Below are 14,254 nucleotides of genomic sequence, written 5' to 3' on the forward strand. Positions count from 1 at the left end.
CCCCCTTACGCCAGTTTTGCACTTTTGGTTCACTTGCCTCTATCCTTAAACCATGGAAAAAATAGCTGAACTCAAACGCGCCAAGCTGCTGGCGCTGTCGCTGCTGCTGGTTGCCGCCGCGGCCTTTATCACCACCCTGTTCCTGCCGCAGACCTTCTGGGTGCGCGGCGTCAAGGCCATTGCCGAGGCGGCAATGGTCGGCGCGCTGGCTGACTGGTTTGCGGTCGTCGCGCTGTTCCGCCGGGTGCCGATTCCCTTTATCTCCCGCCATACGGCGATCATCCCGCGCAATAAAGACCGGATCGGCGACAATCTCGGCCAGTTCGTGCAGGAGAAATTTCTGGATACCCAGTCGCTGGTGGCGTTGATCCGCCGCTATGAGCCTGCCCAGATGATTGGTGCCTGGTTCAGCAAGGCTGACAACGCCCAGCGTGTCGGGCTGCATCTGATGCAGGTGATGAGCGGTTTTCTCGAGCTGACCGACGACGGGCGCATTCAGCGCCTGCTCAAACGCGCGGTGCATAAGGCCATCGACAAGGTCGATTTCACCGAAACCAGCGCCGTGATGCTGGAGAGCATGACCAAAAACAACCGCCATCAGGTGCTGCTGGACACCATCATCAACCGACTGATTACCCTGATTCAGCGGGAAAGCACGCGGGACTTTATCGCCGACCAGATCGTCCACTGGCTCAAAACCGAGCACCCGCGCAAAGCGATGGTGCTGCCCACGGAGTGGCTGGGCGATCAGAGTGCGGAGATGGTATCGAACGCGGTCAACACGCTGCTGGACGATATCAGCCACGACCGCACGCACCAGATCCGCCAGGCGTTTGACCGCGCCACGCTGAAGCTTATCGACAACCTGAAAAACGATCCGGACATGGCGGCCAAAGCCGACAACATCAAGCATTACCTGAAAAACGATGAGGCGTTTAACCGCTATCTGGGCGAGATGTGGGCCGATCTGCGCCAGTGGCTGAAGGCGGATATGCAGAGTGAGGACTCGCGCGTGAAGCAGCGCATCGCCAACGCCGGGCTGTGGTTCGGTGAAACGCTGACGAACGATGCGAACCTGCAGGCCTCGCTGAACGAGCATCTGGAGCAGGCCGCGCACCGCCTCGCGCCGGATTTTGCCGCGTTCCTGACACGCCACATCAGCGACACGGTGAAAAGCTGGGATGCCAAAGACATGTCCCGCCAGATTGAGCTGAACATTGGCAAGGATCTGCAGTTTATCCGCGTCAACGGCACCCTGGTCGGCGGGACGATTGGCCTGATCCTGTTTTTACTCTCGCAGTTGCCTGCCGTGCTGGGACATTAATCCGCTTTGGGCGGCGCGATGACGTAGCGCGTCGCCTCGAAGCGGTTCAGGATCAGGTGCACCAGAAAGACCATCGTCAGCGTCGCCACCAGCGAAAAGGTGACGGAGGTGATGCGGTACAGATCGCTGAACACCAGGTCAGTGTCCGGGTGCATGTTCTGCCCGAACATTATCCCGATGGTGGTGATGCTGGAGAAGCCCACGCCCGCCCCCACCTTCTCCATCACGTGGAGTCGCGCACCAAACGCCAGCCCAAGGCCGATCAGCGGCATCATCAGCAGCATATGGCTGCTGTGATCGTAGAGGATCAGCTGCACCACCAGAATATAGAGACAGCCCAGCACCACGCCGACCACGCGCCAGATGGAGCTCATCACCGCGCCGCGATAGTGCATCGGGAACAGGATCAAAATCCCTGCCATCAGCGCCGAAAGCGAATCGCTTAAGTCGCTGATCTGAAAAACGACGAATATCAGCGTCGCGACGGTGCCGGAGAGCAGCGACTCGTGGCGCACGCGGGCGTCGTCTTTCTCAATCAGCGGCGGCGGCTTGCGGGGCTCCACGTCCGGCAGGAGATAGTTCATCAGCGCGCTCAGGCACACCGCCATCACGCTGGCTTCGATGTTGGAAAACAGCAGCGTGTGCCAGTTGGTGGTGGGGTAGCTCATAAAGTTGAGCATCACGCTCTGGCACACCACACCCATCGAACCGAACAGAAACAGCGGGCCTTTACTCATAAAGCGAAAGCGCATCACGTACAGGGCCAAGACCACCAGCGTCATGATGACCGGCCATTGCGACAGATAGCCGATGATAATCACCATTTCGACGCAGTTGAGCGATGCGCTGAAGATAAACTGCTTCGCCACGTGGCGGTTAAACACCGGCACCAGCGAGAGCAGCATGATCGGATAGACCACGAAAAACACGCCGTAGCTGGTGTTGTAGAAACTGGAGATGCTGAGCGCAATCATCCCGGCAAAGACGATGCGCAAGGTCTGGCGAAAGTCGTTTGCCGTGTAGACGATGTTGCCGTGCGGGGTAAAGACCCGCGCCAGGGTACTAATAGACATAGTGAAGTAGGCTTACCAGGTGGATCTGCATCCCGGAGAAGAAGCGCGCAAACGGCCCTTCGCTGTTGTAGAGCTGCACGGTCGCGCGGGCGCCGGTCGGCAGATGCTTCGGCAGCGCCTCGTCCAGCGTCACGTGAATGCGCATGCGCTGGGCGTCGCGCACCCAGCGGTTGGAGGTTTCCGGCTCGGAGAGTTGGCCGTTAACGGCCTCCTGACCTGCCAGGATCCCCGCGTCGCTGCTGGTGACGTGGGCGCGGAAAACGTGTCCCGGGAAGGCGTCAAACACCACGGCCGCATCGGTGCCCTGATGGGTATGGCGCAGGCTCTTCTCACGGAAATCGGCCACGATATCGGTCTGGTTGTTCACCAGCGCCAGCGCGGCGGAACCGGATGAAGCGTAGAAGCCGGGGCTCAACTGCAGGTTACTGATCGTACCGTCCGCCTGGGCGTAGACCTTCGTCCAGCCGAGATTCAGCTCTGCTTCATCCAGCGCGTTACGGTATTTTTGCAGCGTCACGTTGCGGTGCTCGTCGCGCTCGCCTCGCTGGATACGCAGGTTCTGAATGTTGGCCTGAATTGAGCTGACGGCCTGTTCGCTGCTCTGCCAGGTGGTGCGGACTTTATCCAGATCCGCCTGCGAGACGTTCTGCAGCGTGCTCAGCTTCTGGTAGCGATCAAAAGTCACTTTGTCGTTACGCGCGGTCAGCAAGGCGGTTTTCAGGCTGGCCTGCGCGGCGGCGATCTGCGCATCCAGCTGTTCGTTGGACAGGCGTGCCTGCTCGAGCGCGATTTGCGCCGCTTCCACCTTATTGCGAAACGGCGTGTCATCGAGCTCAAACAGCAGATCGCCTCTCTTCACCTGGCTGTTGTTGTGGACATGCACCGCCGCCACGTAACCGGAGACGCGCGGAGACACCGGCGTCACCACGCGCATCACGGTGGAGTCCGGCGTCAGCGGGATCCAGATATCCGCGACGATAAAGTAGACAAACATCAGCAGGAAAGAGGCAATACTCACCCTTACCCAGCGGGCAAACTTTTGTTCAGGGGTCATTATTTTTCGGTCTTGTTATCTTCTTCGCGGATTGTCCGCAAATTGCAGGCGATTTGATTCAACGTGGCGCTGAAAATGTCGAGATGTTCCGGCGCGATGTTTAGCGATACGCGCGCCTGATACGTCTCAATCACCTGAGTGAGCCTTTGTAACAGGGCTTTTCCCTCAGGTGTCAGCGTCAGAAGCCGGATGCGCTTGTCATAAGGCGATACAGCGCGCAGCAGGTATCCCTGCTTTTCCAGCTGTGTCAGGGTGCGCATCAGCGGCGGCAGTTCAATGCCCTGCACCTCCGCCAGCTCACTCATTGAGACGTTATCCCCGAGCTGATGAAGCTGCATCATCACCGTCCAGCTCGACTGGGTTAACCCGGTATCGAGAATGGCCTCGTCGATGACGGCACGCCACTGGCGCACGATCATCGCCATCCGCATGCCCATTGGCCTGCGGCAGAACAGTTCTTCTTCACTCATGGGGAAACCTCTCGTCACACGCGGCCAAGATAATAGTTATCAGGGTAACTATCAAGAAACGAGAGGCGAAAGCGCAGGAATTGCGAAAGGTGTTACTGGAGGCGATGTACGCGTAGGCCCGGTAAGCGCAGCGCCACCGGGCGTTTTTAGCGGCTAAAAAGCCTCTTTACAGCGGCCTTCCCCGACGCCGTCACCACCACCTCCCGATACCCCGCCACCCGCTGGATCCAGCCTTTACTTTCCAGATGGTCGAGCAGCAACGCGCCGGCTTCTCCACCCAGGTGAAACCGCCGCTCGCTCCAGTCCAGGCAGGCGCAGCAGGCCTTCCGGCGCGGATGCGCACTTAACGAAATGCCGAGCGTCAGGAACTGCTCCCGGCCATAGAGTGTCAACGCTGAACCGTCAGCCTCCAGCCAGCCTTCCGCCTGCATGAAATCATAGATCTGCACCGCCACCGCGCCTGCGAGATGGTCATAGCAGGTCCGGGCTTCACGCATGGCTTTCGGCGCCGTGGTTTCCGGCGGGGTAATGCGGCTCCACGAAAGCCCCATCATCTGCTCCACCAGCGCCGCCACGTCGTGCCCGGCAAGACGATAATAGCGATGCCGCCCTTGCGACAGGCAGGTTATCAGTTGCCCTTCAAGCAGTCGGGCGAGATGCCCGCTGGCGGTCGACGGTGCGACATCTGCCGCCGCGCTCAGTTCGGTGGCCGTCCACGCCCGCCCGTCCATTAGCGCACAAAGTATCTTCACGCGCGACGGATCGGCCATTGCTGCCGCCACCGCGGCAATCGCCTTTTCCAGCATCGCGCTGTTGTCAGGGGGTAAACTCGTCTTAAGCATGGGCCGCCCAGGGTTCGGTGATCTCTGCGGCCAGCTTATCATCATCCGTCAGCAGAATAAGGTGATTCGCATGGTCGCTGTACTGGGTCAGGATAGACACACCGCGTGCCGCCAGCGCCGCCGCGATCTCGCCCAGCTCGCCAGGGCGTTCCTGCTTAAGCTTTCTGATCACCGGCTTTCGCACCGCCTGCACGGTAAACCCGGCGTCAAGCAGCACGCGTCGCGCTTTTTCCCCGTCTTCCACCAGGAAATGGGCATGTGTACCAAATACGCCACCGCCCTCCAGCCCCACGCCGTTGCGGCCCAGCAGCTGCCCAAAGCGCGCCAGTTCCCCCGGGATATCGCGAAAAATGACATGAACGTCATACATCGGCATGCCCTCCGGTTTCAGAGGTATATTCCCGCACGACCTGCGCCACCCGAATGCGGTAGTACGCAAAAATTGACTCCCGTCCTTCGGCCTGCGCCGCCTGATGGAAGACGTTCTGCTTCCAGCGGCGGACAGCCTCTTCATCCCGCCACCAGGAAAGGGAGAGGATTTTGCCCTCGGTGGTCAGGCTCTGGAACCGTTCGATATCAATAAAGCCGTCGATGTCGGCCAGCAAAGGCTTAAGCTCTGCAGCAAGCTGAAGATAGCGCGCCTGATGGGCAGGCGCGGCTTTGGCTTCGAAAAGGACTGCGATCATGGTTTTCTCTCCGTTGTGATGTTGGGGAGAGAATGCAGGAGGGAAAAGCACAATGCTTCGGTAAGGAGCGAAGTGTTGCGCCGGATGGCGCTGCGCTTATCCGGCCTACGGGCTCATGTAGGCCCGGTAAGCGCAGCGCCACCGGGCGGGTTTTAGCCCACCATCGACCTCGGCTCCATAAACGCCCGAATTCCCCACTCGCCCATCTCGCGCCCCAAACCGGAGTGCTTAAACCCGCCGAACGGCGCTTTCGGTTCATGGGCCAGGGTGTTCACCAGCACGCGACCGGAAACAATCTGCTGCGCCACGCGTCGTGCGCGGTCCACATCGCCGCCCAGCACCATCGCGCTCAGGCCGTAGTCGGTGTCGTTGGCAATGGCTATCGCCTCCGCCTCGTCATGATAGGGGATCACGCACAGCACCGGACCGAAAATCTCGTCGCGGGCAATCGTCATCCGGTTGTTCACGTCGGCAAACAGCGTCGGACGCACAAACCAGCCGTCCTGCGTGCCGTCCGGTCGTCCTTCACCACCCACCAGCAGGCGTGCCCCCTCTTCGAGGCCTTTACGGATATAGCCCTGCACCCGCAGCCACTGCTTCTCGCTGACCATCGGGCCGACGTCTGTCGTGCTGTTGCGCGGGTCGCCGGATTTCACCGCCGACACGGCTTGCGCCAGCGCGGTTTCGATCTCCGCCTTACGCGCCTGCGGCACCAGAATGCGCGTCCCAGCCACGCACGCCTGCCCGCTGTTCATAAACCCGGCCTGGATCACCAGCGGGATCGCCTGCGCGAGATCCACATCATCCAGCAGGATCGTCGGCGATTTACCGCCCAACTCCAGCGTTACGCGCTTAAAGCTTTCCGCCGCGTTGCGCAGGATCGCCTTGCCGGTATTCGTGGAACCGGTGAACGAGATTTTTGCCACGTCCGGATGACGGCTAATCGTTTCGCCGACCGTCTCGCCGCGTCCGGTGACGATATTAAATACCCCTGGCGGTAATTCAGCATCGCGCAACGCTTCCGTGACAATCTGCGTTTGCAGGGCGCTCATTTCGCTCGGCTTGATCACCGCCGTGCAGCCCGCGGCGAGCGCGGCCGCCAGTTTGCCGCAGATAAACCCGGCATCGCTGTTCCACGGCGTAATCAGCCCGGCCACGCCAAGCGGCGTCATCTGCACCGTTGCGGCACCTGCGGGGGTGACAAACTCAAACGCCTCCAGCGCCTCGATGGCCTGAGCAATCACCTCTGCCGGATAGCTTGCCATCCATGCCGAGCGCGAGGCGGGCGCGCCGTACTCCTCGACAATGGCGTCCAGCAGCGCATCGTGACGGGCGGCCACGGCGGCGTGCATGCGCTTCAGCGCGGCGATGCGTTCCTGCTTTGTGGTCTGCGACCACGCCGGAAACGCCGCTTTCGCCGCCGCGATAGCGCGTTCAGCGTCAACCTCATCCGCCAGACGAACCTGGCCGATGACCTGCGCCGTCGCCGGATTGTACAAATCAAACCGTTCGGTCCCGTGCGGGGTAACAAACTCGCCGTTAATAAAGATCTGTTCGATAGTGTGCATATCACCCTCCTCAGGCTGTGTGAGACCAGTCTGTCACGGCTTCTCCGTTGCGATAATCCACGCTATGCTGCAAGGGTTGTTTCGATTTTCAGGATAATCTATGCATCGTTCAGGTCTGACAGAGCTGGAAGTGGTGATGGCGGTGGTGCGACGCGGCAGCTTTCGCGGCGCAGCGCAGGAGCTGGGGATGTCCGCCACGGCGGTCAGCAACGCCATCGCCGGGCTGGAGAGCCGCCTTGAAACGCGACTTTTCAACCGCACCACCCGCAGCGTGGCGCTTACCGACGCCGGACAGCGCTACGTGGCGCGTATCGGCCCCGCCCTTCAGGAGATCCGTCTCGCCGGGGAAGAGATCCACAGTGACACCGGGGAACCTGCCGGCACGCTACGGCTGAATGTGCCGAATCATATCGGCACCCTGTTTCTGGACCAGCTGCTGATCGACTACATGATCCGCTACCCGAAAATGCGCGTGGAAACGGTGAGTGAAGCAAGGATGATCGACATCGTTGCCGAAGGCTATGACGCAGGGATCCGCCTCGAAGAGTCCGTTCCGCAGGACATGATCGCCGTGCCGCTGACCGGAGAGATCCGCCAGCTCGTCACCGCCACGCCGGACTATTTCGCCCTTCACGGCATACCCGAGACGCCGGACGATCTGCTTTCACATCAGGGGATCGGCATGCGTATGGCTCACGGTGGGATCTACCGCTGGGAGCTGGCCCGTCGGGGGGAAACGTACGCGCTTGCCGTGCCGCCGCGCTTTGCGACGTCCGATCTTTTTGCCTCGATCCGCGCCGTAAAAGCGGGGTTAGGGGTGGGATTTTTACCGGAACTCTATATTCAGGACGAGCTGAAAAGTGGGGAGCTGGTGAGCGTCTTAAACGACTGGACGCAGCCGTTTGCCGGGCTGCGCCTGTACTATCCCGGTCATCGCCACGTCCCGCCAGGGCTGCGGGCGCTGGTGGCGATGATCCGCGAGCGCGGGATTATTCCAGGTTAGCTTTATTCAGCCCGTACGCCGCATCCAGCGAACCGGGCGCCATGCGGGAGGTGATGCCCAGACGGTTCCAGGCGTTGATCGCCACGATAGCGAAGTTCAGCTCTGAAATCTCCACGTCCGAGAAGTGCTCCGCCACGCTGCGGTACAGCGCGTCACTCACCCCGTGAACGCCAATCTGGGTCAGCGCTTCGGTGAAGGCCAGCGCGGCTTTCTCACGGGCGCTGAACAGCGGGGACTCGCGCCAGGCCGCCAGATGGTACAGGCGCAGTTCGCGCTCGCCGGCGATTTTCGCCTCTTTTGAGTGCATATCCAGACAGAACGTACAGCCGTTCAGCTGCGACACGCGAATGTCGATCAGGTGCTTCAGCGCCGGATCGATGGAGGTTTTTGCTACCTCCATGCTCAGGGCAGACAGCGCGTTGGCGAGGGCAGGTGTAACTTTATGGTGGTTAACGCGAGTGCTCATGGTCTTTCCTCTTTTTGTGCGGCATGTGCCGTGCGATGAGGCAAATCTACGCCGTTCATGACATAGTAAAAAGATACAAAAAGCGTGAAATGAGGTAGGACATGAAGCCGGGCTATCACGAGATTTATTCCCGCTACCGCGACAACATCATGCGCGGCGTGCTGAAGCCGGGCGACAGGGTGCCTGCCATCCGCGTGCTGGCGGAAGAGCTGAAGGTGGCGCGTAAAACCGTCGAAACGGCGTACGCCATTCTGACGGGTGAAGGGTATCTGGTGAGCCAGGGCGCGCGCGGCACGCAGGTTAACCCGGACTTACTGCTGCCGGATAAGAGTGCCCCTGCGGAGCAGCCCACCGGAGCGCTTCCGGCCTCGCTCATCAGCCAGCGCGAGCGGGCCGGGTTTCTGCGTCCCGGCATCCCCGCCCTCGACAGCTTCCCGTATAAAAAATGGCTGCTGCTGGCGGGCCAGGCGACGCGGGCTATGCGACAGGAGGAGATGCTCAACCCGCCCGTTCTGGGCTGGTATCCGCTGCGCCAGGCCATCGCCAGCTACCTCAATATTTCACGCGGTTTATCCTGCACCGCTGAACAGGTGCTGATCACCAGCGGCTACAGCGGCAGCCTGCGGCTGATCCTCGACACCCTCGCCAGCCGCAGCGACAAGGTGGTGTTTGAAGATCCGGGCTATTTTATGGGCCAGCAGCTGCTCAAGCGGATCGTGCCGCGCCTGCACACCGTGCCGGTCGACCGTTCAGGTATCGATACGGACTACCTGCTGCGTCACCATCGCGACGCCCGATTTGCCATCGTCACCCCGTCACACCAGAGCCCACTGGCGGTCACGCTCTCCCTGCCGCGTAAGCAGCAGCTGCTCGACTGGGCCAGCCAGAACGAGGCGTGGATTATCGAAGACGATTACGACGGGGAGTTTCACTACACCCGCAAGGTGCTGCCGTCGCTGAAAAGCCTCGACCATCACGACCGGGTGATTTTTATGGGCACCTTCAGTAAAACCATCATGCCGTCGCTGCGCATGGGCTACGTGGTGATGCCCGCCAGCACCGTCGGAGCCTTTACCGACTGCGCGGACATCACCACCAGCGGCCAGCCGGTGCTGACGCAAAAGATCCTCACCGCGTTTCTCAACGAAGGGCATTTTTTCCGTCATTTGAAAAAGATGCGCGCGCTGTATCAGACCCGCCGCGACTGGATGATTGCCGCCCTGCAGGAGGTTTATGGCGATCTGTTTTTCACCGAGCAAAACGACGGTGGGATGCATATCGTGGCGTTTCTGACCAAAGGAAGCCGTGATCGGGAAGTGGCCTGCTGCTGGCAGGAACAGCAGTTGCAGGTCAATGTGCTCTCGGAGTGGTATCGCGGGTCGGGCAAACGCTACGGGCTGGTGATGGGCTATAACAACGTGCGCTCGTATGAAGAGGCGGTTGAGCTGCTGGAAAGGCCGAAGCGGCAGACGTTTGCGCTGTTGCGCTGAAAATCGCCCGGTGGCGCTACGCTTACCGGGCCTACGGGATCGAGTAGGCCGGGTAAGGCGCAGCCGCCACCCGGCGACAACGTGGATCACACATCATATCGCGATAACCCAACGTCCTTGAGTTGCTCGTCGCTCATCTGGCTCAGGATGCGGCGGGTGCGGTTGATGCGATACCAGCTACGCAGCGTTTTTGCGATCCAGACAAACACAATAAACGGACGTTTTGAACGATTCTCGTAGAATTCCATGATGCTCTCCTCACTGTGTCAGTGGGGTTATCATCCCGGAAATCCACCCGTGCAATACAGATGCAAAAACAACTTTTGTTTAACATACAGATCCGCTAAAACAGTATCTGCATGGCAATTTTCGCAGCAATCTGTACTGGTTTTATAATCTGTATGGTGAAAACAAAGGATACAGCATGACACGCTACCAACATCTGGCCAATCTTCTGGCTGAACGCATTGAGCAAGGGCTGTATCGCAGCGGCGAACGTCTGCCGTCGGTGCGCACGCTGAGTCAGGAGCACGGCGTGAGCATCAGCACCATACAGCAGGCCTACCAGATCCTCGAAAACCTCCAGCTGATCACGCCTCAGCCGCGCTCCGGCTATTTTGTCTCACCGCGCAAGGCCCAGCCGCCCGTCCCGGCGATGACGCGCCCGGTGCAGCGCCCCGTGGACGTTACCCAGTGGGATGAGGTGATGATGCTGCTGGACGCCCGCGCCGACAAAGAGATGATCTCCTTCGGCGGCGGTTCGCCGGACATTAACCAGCCGAGCCTGAAGCCCCTGTGGCGCGAGATGAGCCGCATCGCGCAGCATAACCCTGGCGAGATGCTGAGCTATGACGTGCTTGACGGGCGTCTGGAGCTGCGCGAGCAGATCGCCCGTCTGATGCTGGACGGCGGCTCGACCGTCTCGGCAAGCGACATTGTGATCACCAACGGCTGCCACGGCGCGCTGTCGATTGCCCTGCTGTCGGTATGCAAACCGGGGGATATCGTGGCGGTGGAATCGCCGTCGTTTCACGGCACCATGCAGATGCTGCGCGGGTTTGACATCAAGGCGATTGAAATTCCCACCGACTCTGAAACCGGGATCAGCATCGAAGCGCTAGAGCTGGCAATGGAGCAGTGGCCAATCAAAGCGGTGATCCTGGTGCCCAACTGCAATAACCCGCTCGGGTTTATCATGCCGGAGGCGCGGAAAAAGCAGGTGCTGGCCCTCGCCCAGCGGCACGATATCGTGATTGTCGAGGATGATATTTACGGCGAGCTGGCGGCGGAGTACCCGCGTCCGCGCACCATTCATTCAATGGATATCGACGGCCGCGTGATCCTCTGCAGCTCGTTTACCAAAACCGTGGCGCCGGGCCTGCGCGTCGGCTGGATTGTGCCGGGACGCTACTACGACCGGGTAATGCACATGAAATACGCCGCCGGCGGATTTAACGTGCCGGGCACGCAGATGGCGGTGGCGGCGTTTATTCGCGACGGTCATTACCATCGCCACGTGCGCCGTATGCGCCAGATTTATCAGCAGAATATGGAAACCTACACCTGCTGGGTGCGGCAGTATTTTCCGGCAGAGATTTGCGTCACGCGCCCGCAGGGCAGCTTCCTGCTGTGGATTGAGCTGCCGGAGAAGGTCGATATGGTGTGCGTCAGCAAGCAGCTGTGCCGGATGAAGATCCAGGCCGCGGCCGGGTCGCTGTTTTCCGCCTCCGGGAAGTACCGCAACTGCCTGCGGATCAACGTGGCGCTGCCGCCAACGGAGAAACATCGCGAGGCGTTGAAGAAGATGGGTGAAGCGATTGTGATTGCGATGGAGGAGTAGTGTTTTGCCGGGTGGCGGCTTCGCCTTACCCGGCCTACGTTCTTACCGTTGTAGGCCCGGTAAGCGCAGCGCCACCGGGCAACAGGCCGCACTACTCGTCGAAGTACCAGTATCCTTGGTTAATCAGCCCGGTGAGCTCCTCGACAAACGCCGGGTTTTTCAGCGCATCGCCCAGCTCGGCCTGACCGAGTTCGGTATAGCGGCACAGCGCATCCGCCGCCTTCGCGTCTACCGTCTCCAGCTGTTCGCTGTTGATGAAGAAGCTGCCGTTGATGTTCAGCACGCGCAGGCCGCTCAGGCGAGACAGCGTTTCTCCGCCCTGCAGCGCGTCCAGCACCTCTTCCGGCGCGTACGGCGGCTCGGCGGCGGCAATATCCAGCTCGTGGCGCGGCGTGGAGACAAAACTGCCGAACCATTTTGTGAAATCATCGGGCTTGCCGATCATGTCGATCATCATCTGACGAATGCGATCGAGCTCGTACTGCTCCACGCGGCCCGGGTGTTCGCGGCAGGTCAGATCCGAATCGCTGTAGTGCTCGCCGCCCAGATCGTTTTCCAGCGCATAATCGGCGAAGCTGCTGATCAGATCGCGGCCGTTTGGCCCACGGAAGCCGACGGAGTAGTTAAGCGCCGTTTCATGGGTAAAACCGTCGTGCGGGAATCCAGGCGGAATATAGAGAATATCGCCCGGGGCCAGATCTTCGTCGATGATCGGTTCGAACGGATCCACATGCAGCAGCGCCGGATGCGGGCAGAACTGACGCATCGGCAGCTTGTCACCCACGCGCCAGCGGCGGCTGCCCATCCCCTGAATGATAAACACGTCGTACTGATCGATATGCGGACCCACGCCGCCGCCCGGCACGGAGAAGGAGATCATCAGATCGTCCAGACGCCAGTCCGGCAGAACGCGGAACGGACACACCAGCTCCGCCGCGGGCATATGCCAGTGGTTCACCGCCTGCGCCAGCAGCGACCAGCCGGTTTCGCCCAGATCGTCAAAGTGCTCGAACGGACCATTGCTGGCCTGCCATTTACCGTTGAAATGGCTCACCAGACGGCTATCGACCTCAGGCTCCATCGCCAGACCCGCCAGCTCGTCCGGGGTAATCGGGTCGACAAAATTCGGGAAGGCATTTTTCAGCACAACGGGTTGCTTTTGCCAGTATTTCTCAAGAAATTCCGGCCAGTTCAGGTTCAGTTGATACGCCATGGGTAGCACCAGTGAGAAGGGAAACAGGCGCGATTATAGGCAAGAAGGCAGAGGGGGAACTTGTCATGGGTCAAACCAGCACGTGTAGGTCGGGTAAGGCGAAGCCGCCACCCGACACAAACACGCCGCGAAAACTTAATCCAGCTTCAGCTCGTCATAATGGGTAATCAGTTTACCCACGATGCCGTAGTCCAGCGCTTCCGCCGGGGACATCCAGAAGTTGCGGTCGGTGTCTTTTTTCACTTTTTCCAGCGGCTGGCCGGTAGCGTCGGCGATCAGCTTGTTCACGCGATCCAGCATGCGGATGATCTCGCGCGCTTCGATCTCAATATCGGTCGCCTGACCGCGCACGCCGCCCAGCGGCTGGTGGATCATGAAGCGGGTATTTGGCAGCGAGTAGCGGTGCTCTTTTTTCGCAGCCAGGAAGATGGTGATCCCGGCGCTCGCGACCCAGCCGGTGCCGATCACGTGCACTTCCGGGCGAATGAATTTGATGAAGTCGTGGATGGTGTCGCCCGCTTCCACGTGGCCGCCCTGGCTGTTGATGTACAGCTTGATCGGATCGTTGCTGACGCTTTGCAGCAGGATCATCTGGGTGATCACTTTCTGCGCAAGCTCCTGGTTGATCTCACCGGAGATCACAATCGAACGAGACTCCAGCAGTTTTTGCTGCAGAGCGCCCGCGCCGTTTGACCCTTCCGCTTTTTCCTTGTCGCTTTCTTTCAGTGTGTAGTGCATTGTTATTTCCTCAGCTTGTCGCGCTCAAAACCAGAGTGTAGCCTGTTTTACCGATCAAAGTCCTCACAGACAAATAACGAGGGAGCTTATGCATATTGCCCATGTTGCACTGTGGACCCGAAACCTGAACGCCCAGGTTCAGTTCTGGGAAACGGTTTTTAATGGCCGCAGCAACGAACGCTACGTCAGTAAAAATCGTCCCGGGTTTGAATCACACTTTATTACGCTGAATGATGGACCGACCATCGAGCTGATGACGCTGCCGGACCTGCCCGCAGCCCCGTCACATCCGGAGTTTATCGGCTGGGCGCATATTGCCATCAACGTCGGCAGCAAGGCGCAGGTGGACGACATGGCCGAACGGGCGCAGGCCAGCGGCACGCTGCTCAGCGCCCCGCGCATGACCGGAGACGGCTTCTATGAAGCGGTGATTGCGGATCCGGACGGCAACCGGATTGAGCTTGTCGGTGCATAACATCAGCGTTTC

16 protein-coding genes are annotated in these 14,254 nt (G+C 60.0%); 5 read left to right on the plus strand and 11 right to left on the minus strand.

Annotation, left to right across the window (positions count from 1 at the left end):
* Window positions 1-52 precede the first annotated feature (52 nt).
* Entirely contained in the window at window positions 53-1,324 is a 1,272-nt protein-coding gene (locus F3J31_RS16205; RefSeq protein WP_063622629.1) for a DUF445 domain-containing protein, read from the plus strand.
* Here the strand turns inward: F3J31_RS16205 and F3J31_RS16210 are convergent.
* From F3J31_RS16210 to F3J31_RS16240, 7 genes are all read right to left on the minus strand, one after another.
* Window positions 1,321-2,397 carry a DUF2955 domain-containing protein gene (locus F3J31_RS16210; protein WP_167214140.1) on the minus strand — a complete coding sequence of 359 codons (1,077 nt, stop codon included), beginning with the start codon at window positions 2,395-2,397 and terminating at the stop codon, window positions 1,321-1,323. The two genes, F3J31_RS16205 and F3J31_RS16210, sit on opposite strands and share 4 nt — an antisense overlap.
* On the minus strand, window positions 2,387-3,454 hold the full coding sequence (locus F3J31_RS16215; protein WP_167214350.1) for an HlyD family secretion protein: 1,068 nt from the start codon (window positions 3,452-3,454) through the stop codon (window positions 2,387-2,389). The genes F3J31_RS16210 and F3J31_RS16215 overlap by 11 nt, the downstream gene beginning before the upstream one ends.
* Complete coding sequence (locus tag F3J31_RS16220) at window positions 3,451-3,921, minus strand: MarR family transcriptional regulator (protein WP_167214143.1); 471 nt, start codon at window positions 3,919-3,921, stop codon at window positions 3,451-3,453. Before F3J31_RS16220 ends, F3J31_RS16215 begins: the two co-directional genes overlap by 4 nt.
* Window positions 3,922-4,067: 146 nt before the next feature.
* Window positions 4,068-4,763 (minus strand): winged helix-turn-helix domain-containing protein, encoded by a 696-nt coding sequence (locus F3J31_RS16225; protein ID WP_167214145.1) that lies wholly within the window; start codon window positions 4,761-4,763, stop codon window positions 4,068-4,070.
* Window positions 4,756-5,133 carry an amino acid-binding protein gene (locus F3J31_RS16230; protein ID WP_048028657.1) on the minus strand — a complete coding sequence of 126 codons (378 nt, stop codon included), beginning with the start codon at window positions 5,131-5,133 and terminating at the stop codon, window positions 4,756-4,758. Before F3J31_RS16230 ends, F3J31_RS16225 begins: the two co-directional genes overlap by 8 nt.
* Window positions 5,126-5,449 carry an antibiotic biosynthesis monooxygenase gene (locus tag F3J31_RS16235; RefSeq protein WP_048028659.1) on the minus strand — a complete coding sequence of 108 codons (324 nt, stop codon included), beginning with the start codon at window positions 5,447-5,449 and terminating at the stop codon, window positions 5,126-5,128. The genes F3J31_RS16230 and F3J31_RS16235 overlap by 8 nt, the downstream gene beginning before the upstream one ends.
* A 152-nt stretch (window positions 5,450-5,601) precedes the next feature.
* The gene (locus F3J31_RS16240; protein ID WP_167214148.1) at window positions 5,602-7,017 is read right to left on the minus strand and encodes an aldehyde dehydrogenase family protein; all 1,416 of its coding nucleotides are present in this window, start codon (window positions 7,015-7,017) and stop codon (window positions 5,602-5,604) included.
* 100 nt (window positions 7,018-7,117) lie between these two features.
* Here F3J31_RS16240 and F3J31_RS16245 point away from each other — a divergent pair, with 100 nt between their 5' ends.
* Complete coding sequence (locus tag F3J31_RS16245) at window positions 7,118-8,020, plus strand: LysR family transcriptional regulator (protein WP_167214150.1); 903 nt, start codon at window positions 7,118-7,120, stop codon at window positions 8,018-8,020.
* On the opposite strand, the gene F3J31_RS16250 is transcribed toward F3J31_RS16245, so the two are convergent.
* Window positions 8,007-8,486: a carboxymuconolactone decarboxylase family protein gene (locus F3J31_RS16250; RefSeq protein WP_014882392.1), complete on the minus strand. Its 480-nt coding sequence runs from the start codon at window positions 8,484-8,486 to the stop codon at window positions 8,007-8,009. The genes F3J31_RS16245 and F3J31_RS16250 overlap by 14 nt on opposite strands.
* Window positions 8,487-8,587: 101 nt before the next feature.
* Between F3J31_RS16250 and F3J31_RS16255 the strand changes: the two genes are divergently transcribed.
* Window positions 8,588-9,976 (plus strand): PLP-dependent aminotransferase family protein, encoded by a 1,389-nt coding sequence (locus tag F3J31_RS16255; protein WP_167214152.1) that lies wholly within the window; start codon window positions 8,588-8,590, stop codon window positions 9,974-9,976.
* Window positions 9,977-10,062: 86 nt separating this feature from the next.
* On the opposite strand, the gene F3J31_RS16260 is transcribed toward F3J31_RS16255, so the two are convergent.
* Window positions 10,063-10,224, minus strand: coding sequence for a DUF1127 domain-containing protein (locus F3J31_RS16260; RefSeq protein ID WP_032675878.1), 162 nt, complete (start codon window positions 10,222-10,224; stop codon window positions 10,063-10,065).
* Window positions 10,225-10,400: 176 nt separating this feature from the next.
* On the opposite strand from F3J31_RS16260, the gene F3J31_RS16265 reads away from it, so the two are divergent.
* Window positions 10,401-11,816, plus strand: a complete 1,416-nt coding sequence (locus F3J31_RS16265) for a PLP-dependent aminotransferase family protein (RefSeq protein WP_167214153.1) — start codon at window positions 10,401-10,403, stop codon at window positions 11,814-11,816.
* A 91-nt stretch (window positions 11,817-11,907) separates the two neighbouring features.
* Here F3J31_RS16265 and F3J31_RS16270 read toward each other — a convergent pair whose 3' ends face one another.
* Window positions 11,908-13,029 (minus strand): cupin domain-containing protein, encoded by a 1,122-nt coding sequence (locus F3J31_RS16270; protein ID WP_167214154.1) that lies wholly within the window; start codon window positions 13,027-13,029, stop codon window positions 11,908-11,910.
* Between the two features lie 135 nt (window positions 13,030-13,164).
* On the minus strand, window positions 13,165-13,767 hold the full coding sequence (locus tag F3J31_RS16275) for an ATP-dependent Clp protease proteolytic subunit (RefSeq protein ID WP_024909504.1): 603 nt from the start codon (window positions 13,765-13,767) through the stop codon (window positions 13,165-13,167).
* Window positions 13,768-13,855: 88 nt separating this feature from the next.
* Here F3J31_RS16275 and F3J31_RS16280 point away from each other — a divergent pair, with 88 nt between their 5' ends.
* Complete coding sequence (locus tag F3J31_RS16280; RefSeq protein WP_045908085.1) at window positions 13,856-14,242, plus strand: VOC family protein; 387 nt, start codon at window positions 13,856-13,858, stop codon at window positions 14,240-14,242.
* Window positions 14,243-14,254: the final 12 nt, after the last annotated feature.

Source organism: Enterobacter sp. Acro-832, assembly GCF_011752745.1.
Lineage (GTDB): Bacteria > Pseudomonadota > Gammaproteobacteria > Enterobacterales > Enterobacteriaceae > Enterobacter > Enterobacter quasiroggenkampii.

Excerpts from the sequence above, each read along its gene's own strand:
- F3J31_RS16205 (WP_063622629.1), top strand. The coding sequence starts at position 53 with ATGGAAAAAATAGCTGAACTCAAACGCGCCAAGCTGCTGGCGCTGTCG.
- F3J31_RS16210 (WP_167214140.1), bottom strand. The coding sequence starts at position 2,397 with ATGTCTATTAGTACCCTGGCGCGGGTCTTTACCCCGCACGGCAACATC.
- F3J31_RS16220 (WP_167214143.1), bottom strand. The coding sequence starts at position 3,921 with ATGAGTGAAGAAGAACTGTTCTGCCGCAGGCCAATGGGCATGCGGATG.
- F3J31_RS16225 (WP_167214145.1), bottom strand. The coding sequence starts at position 4,763 with ATGCTTAAGACGAGTTTACCCCCTGACAACAGCGCGATGCTGGAAAAG.
- F3J31_RS16230 (WP_048028657.1), bottom strand. The coding sequence starts at position 5,133 with ATGTATGACGTTCATGTCATTTTTCGCGATATCCCGGGGGAACTGGCG.
- F3J31_RS16235 (WP_048028659.1), bottom strand. The coding sequence starts at position 5,449 with ATGATCGCAGTCCTTTTCGAAGCCAAAGCCGCGCCTGCCCATCAGGCG.
- F3J31_RS16240 (WP_167214148.1), bottom strand. The coding sequence starts at position 7,017 with ATGCACACTATCGAACAGATCTTTATTAACGGCGAGTTTGTTACCCCG.
- F3J31_RS16245 (WP_167214150.1), top strand. The coding sequence starts at position 7,118 with ATGCATCGTTCAGGTCTGACAGAGCTGGAAGTGGTGATGGCGGTGGTG.
- F3J31_RS16250 (WP_014882392.1), bottom strand. The coding sequence starts at position 8,486 with ATGAGCACTCGCGTTAACCACCATAAAGTTACACCTGCCCTCGCCAAC.
- F3J31_RS16255 (WP_167214152.1), top strand. The coding sequence starts at position 8,588 with ATGAAGCCGGGCTATCACGAGATTTATTCCCGCTACCGCGACAACATC.
- F3J31_RS16260 (WP_032675878.1), bottom strand. The coding sequence starts at position 10,224 with ATGGAATTCTACGAGAATCGTTCAAAACGTCCGTTTATTGTGTTTGTC.
- F3J31_RS16265 (WP_167214153.1), top strand. The coding sequence starts at position 10,401 with ATGACACGCTACCAACATCTGGCCAATCTTCTGGCTGAACGCATTGAG.
- F3J31_RS16270 (WP_167214154.1), bottom strand. The coding sequence starts at position 13,029 with ATGGCGTATCAACTGAACCTGAACTGGCCGGAATTTCTTGAGAAATAC.
- F3J31_RS16275 (WP_024909504.1), bottom strand. The coding sequence starts at position 13,767 with ATGCACTACACACTGAAAGAAAGCGACAAGGAAAAAGCGGAAGGGTCA.
- F3J31_RS16280 (WP_045908085.1), top strand. The coding sequence starts at position 13,856 with ATGCATATTGCCCATGTTGCACTGTGGACCCGAAACCTGAACGCCCAG.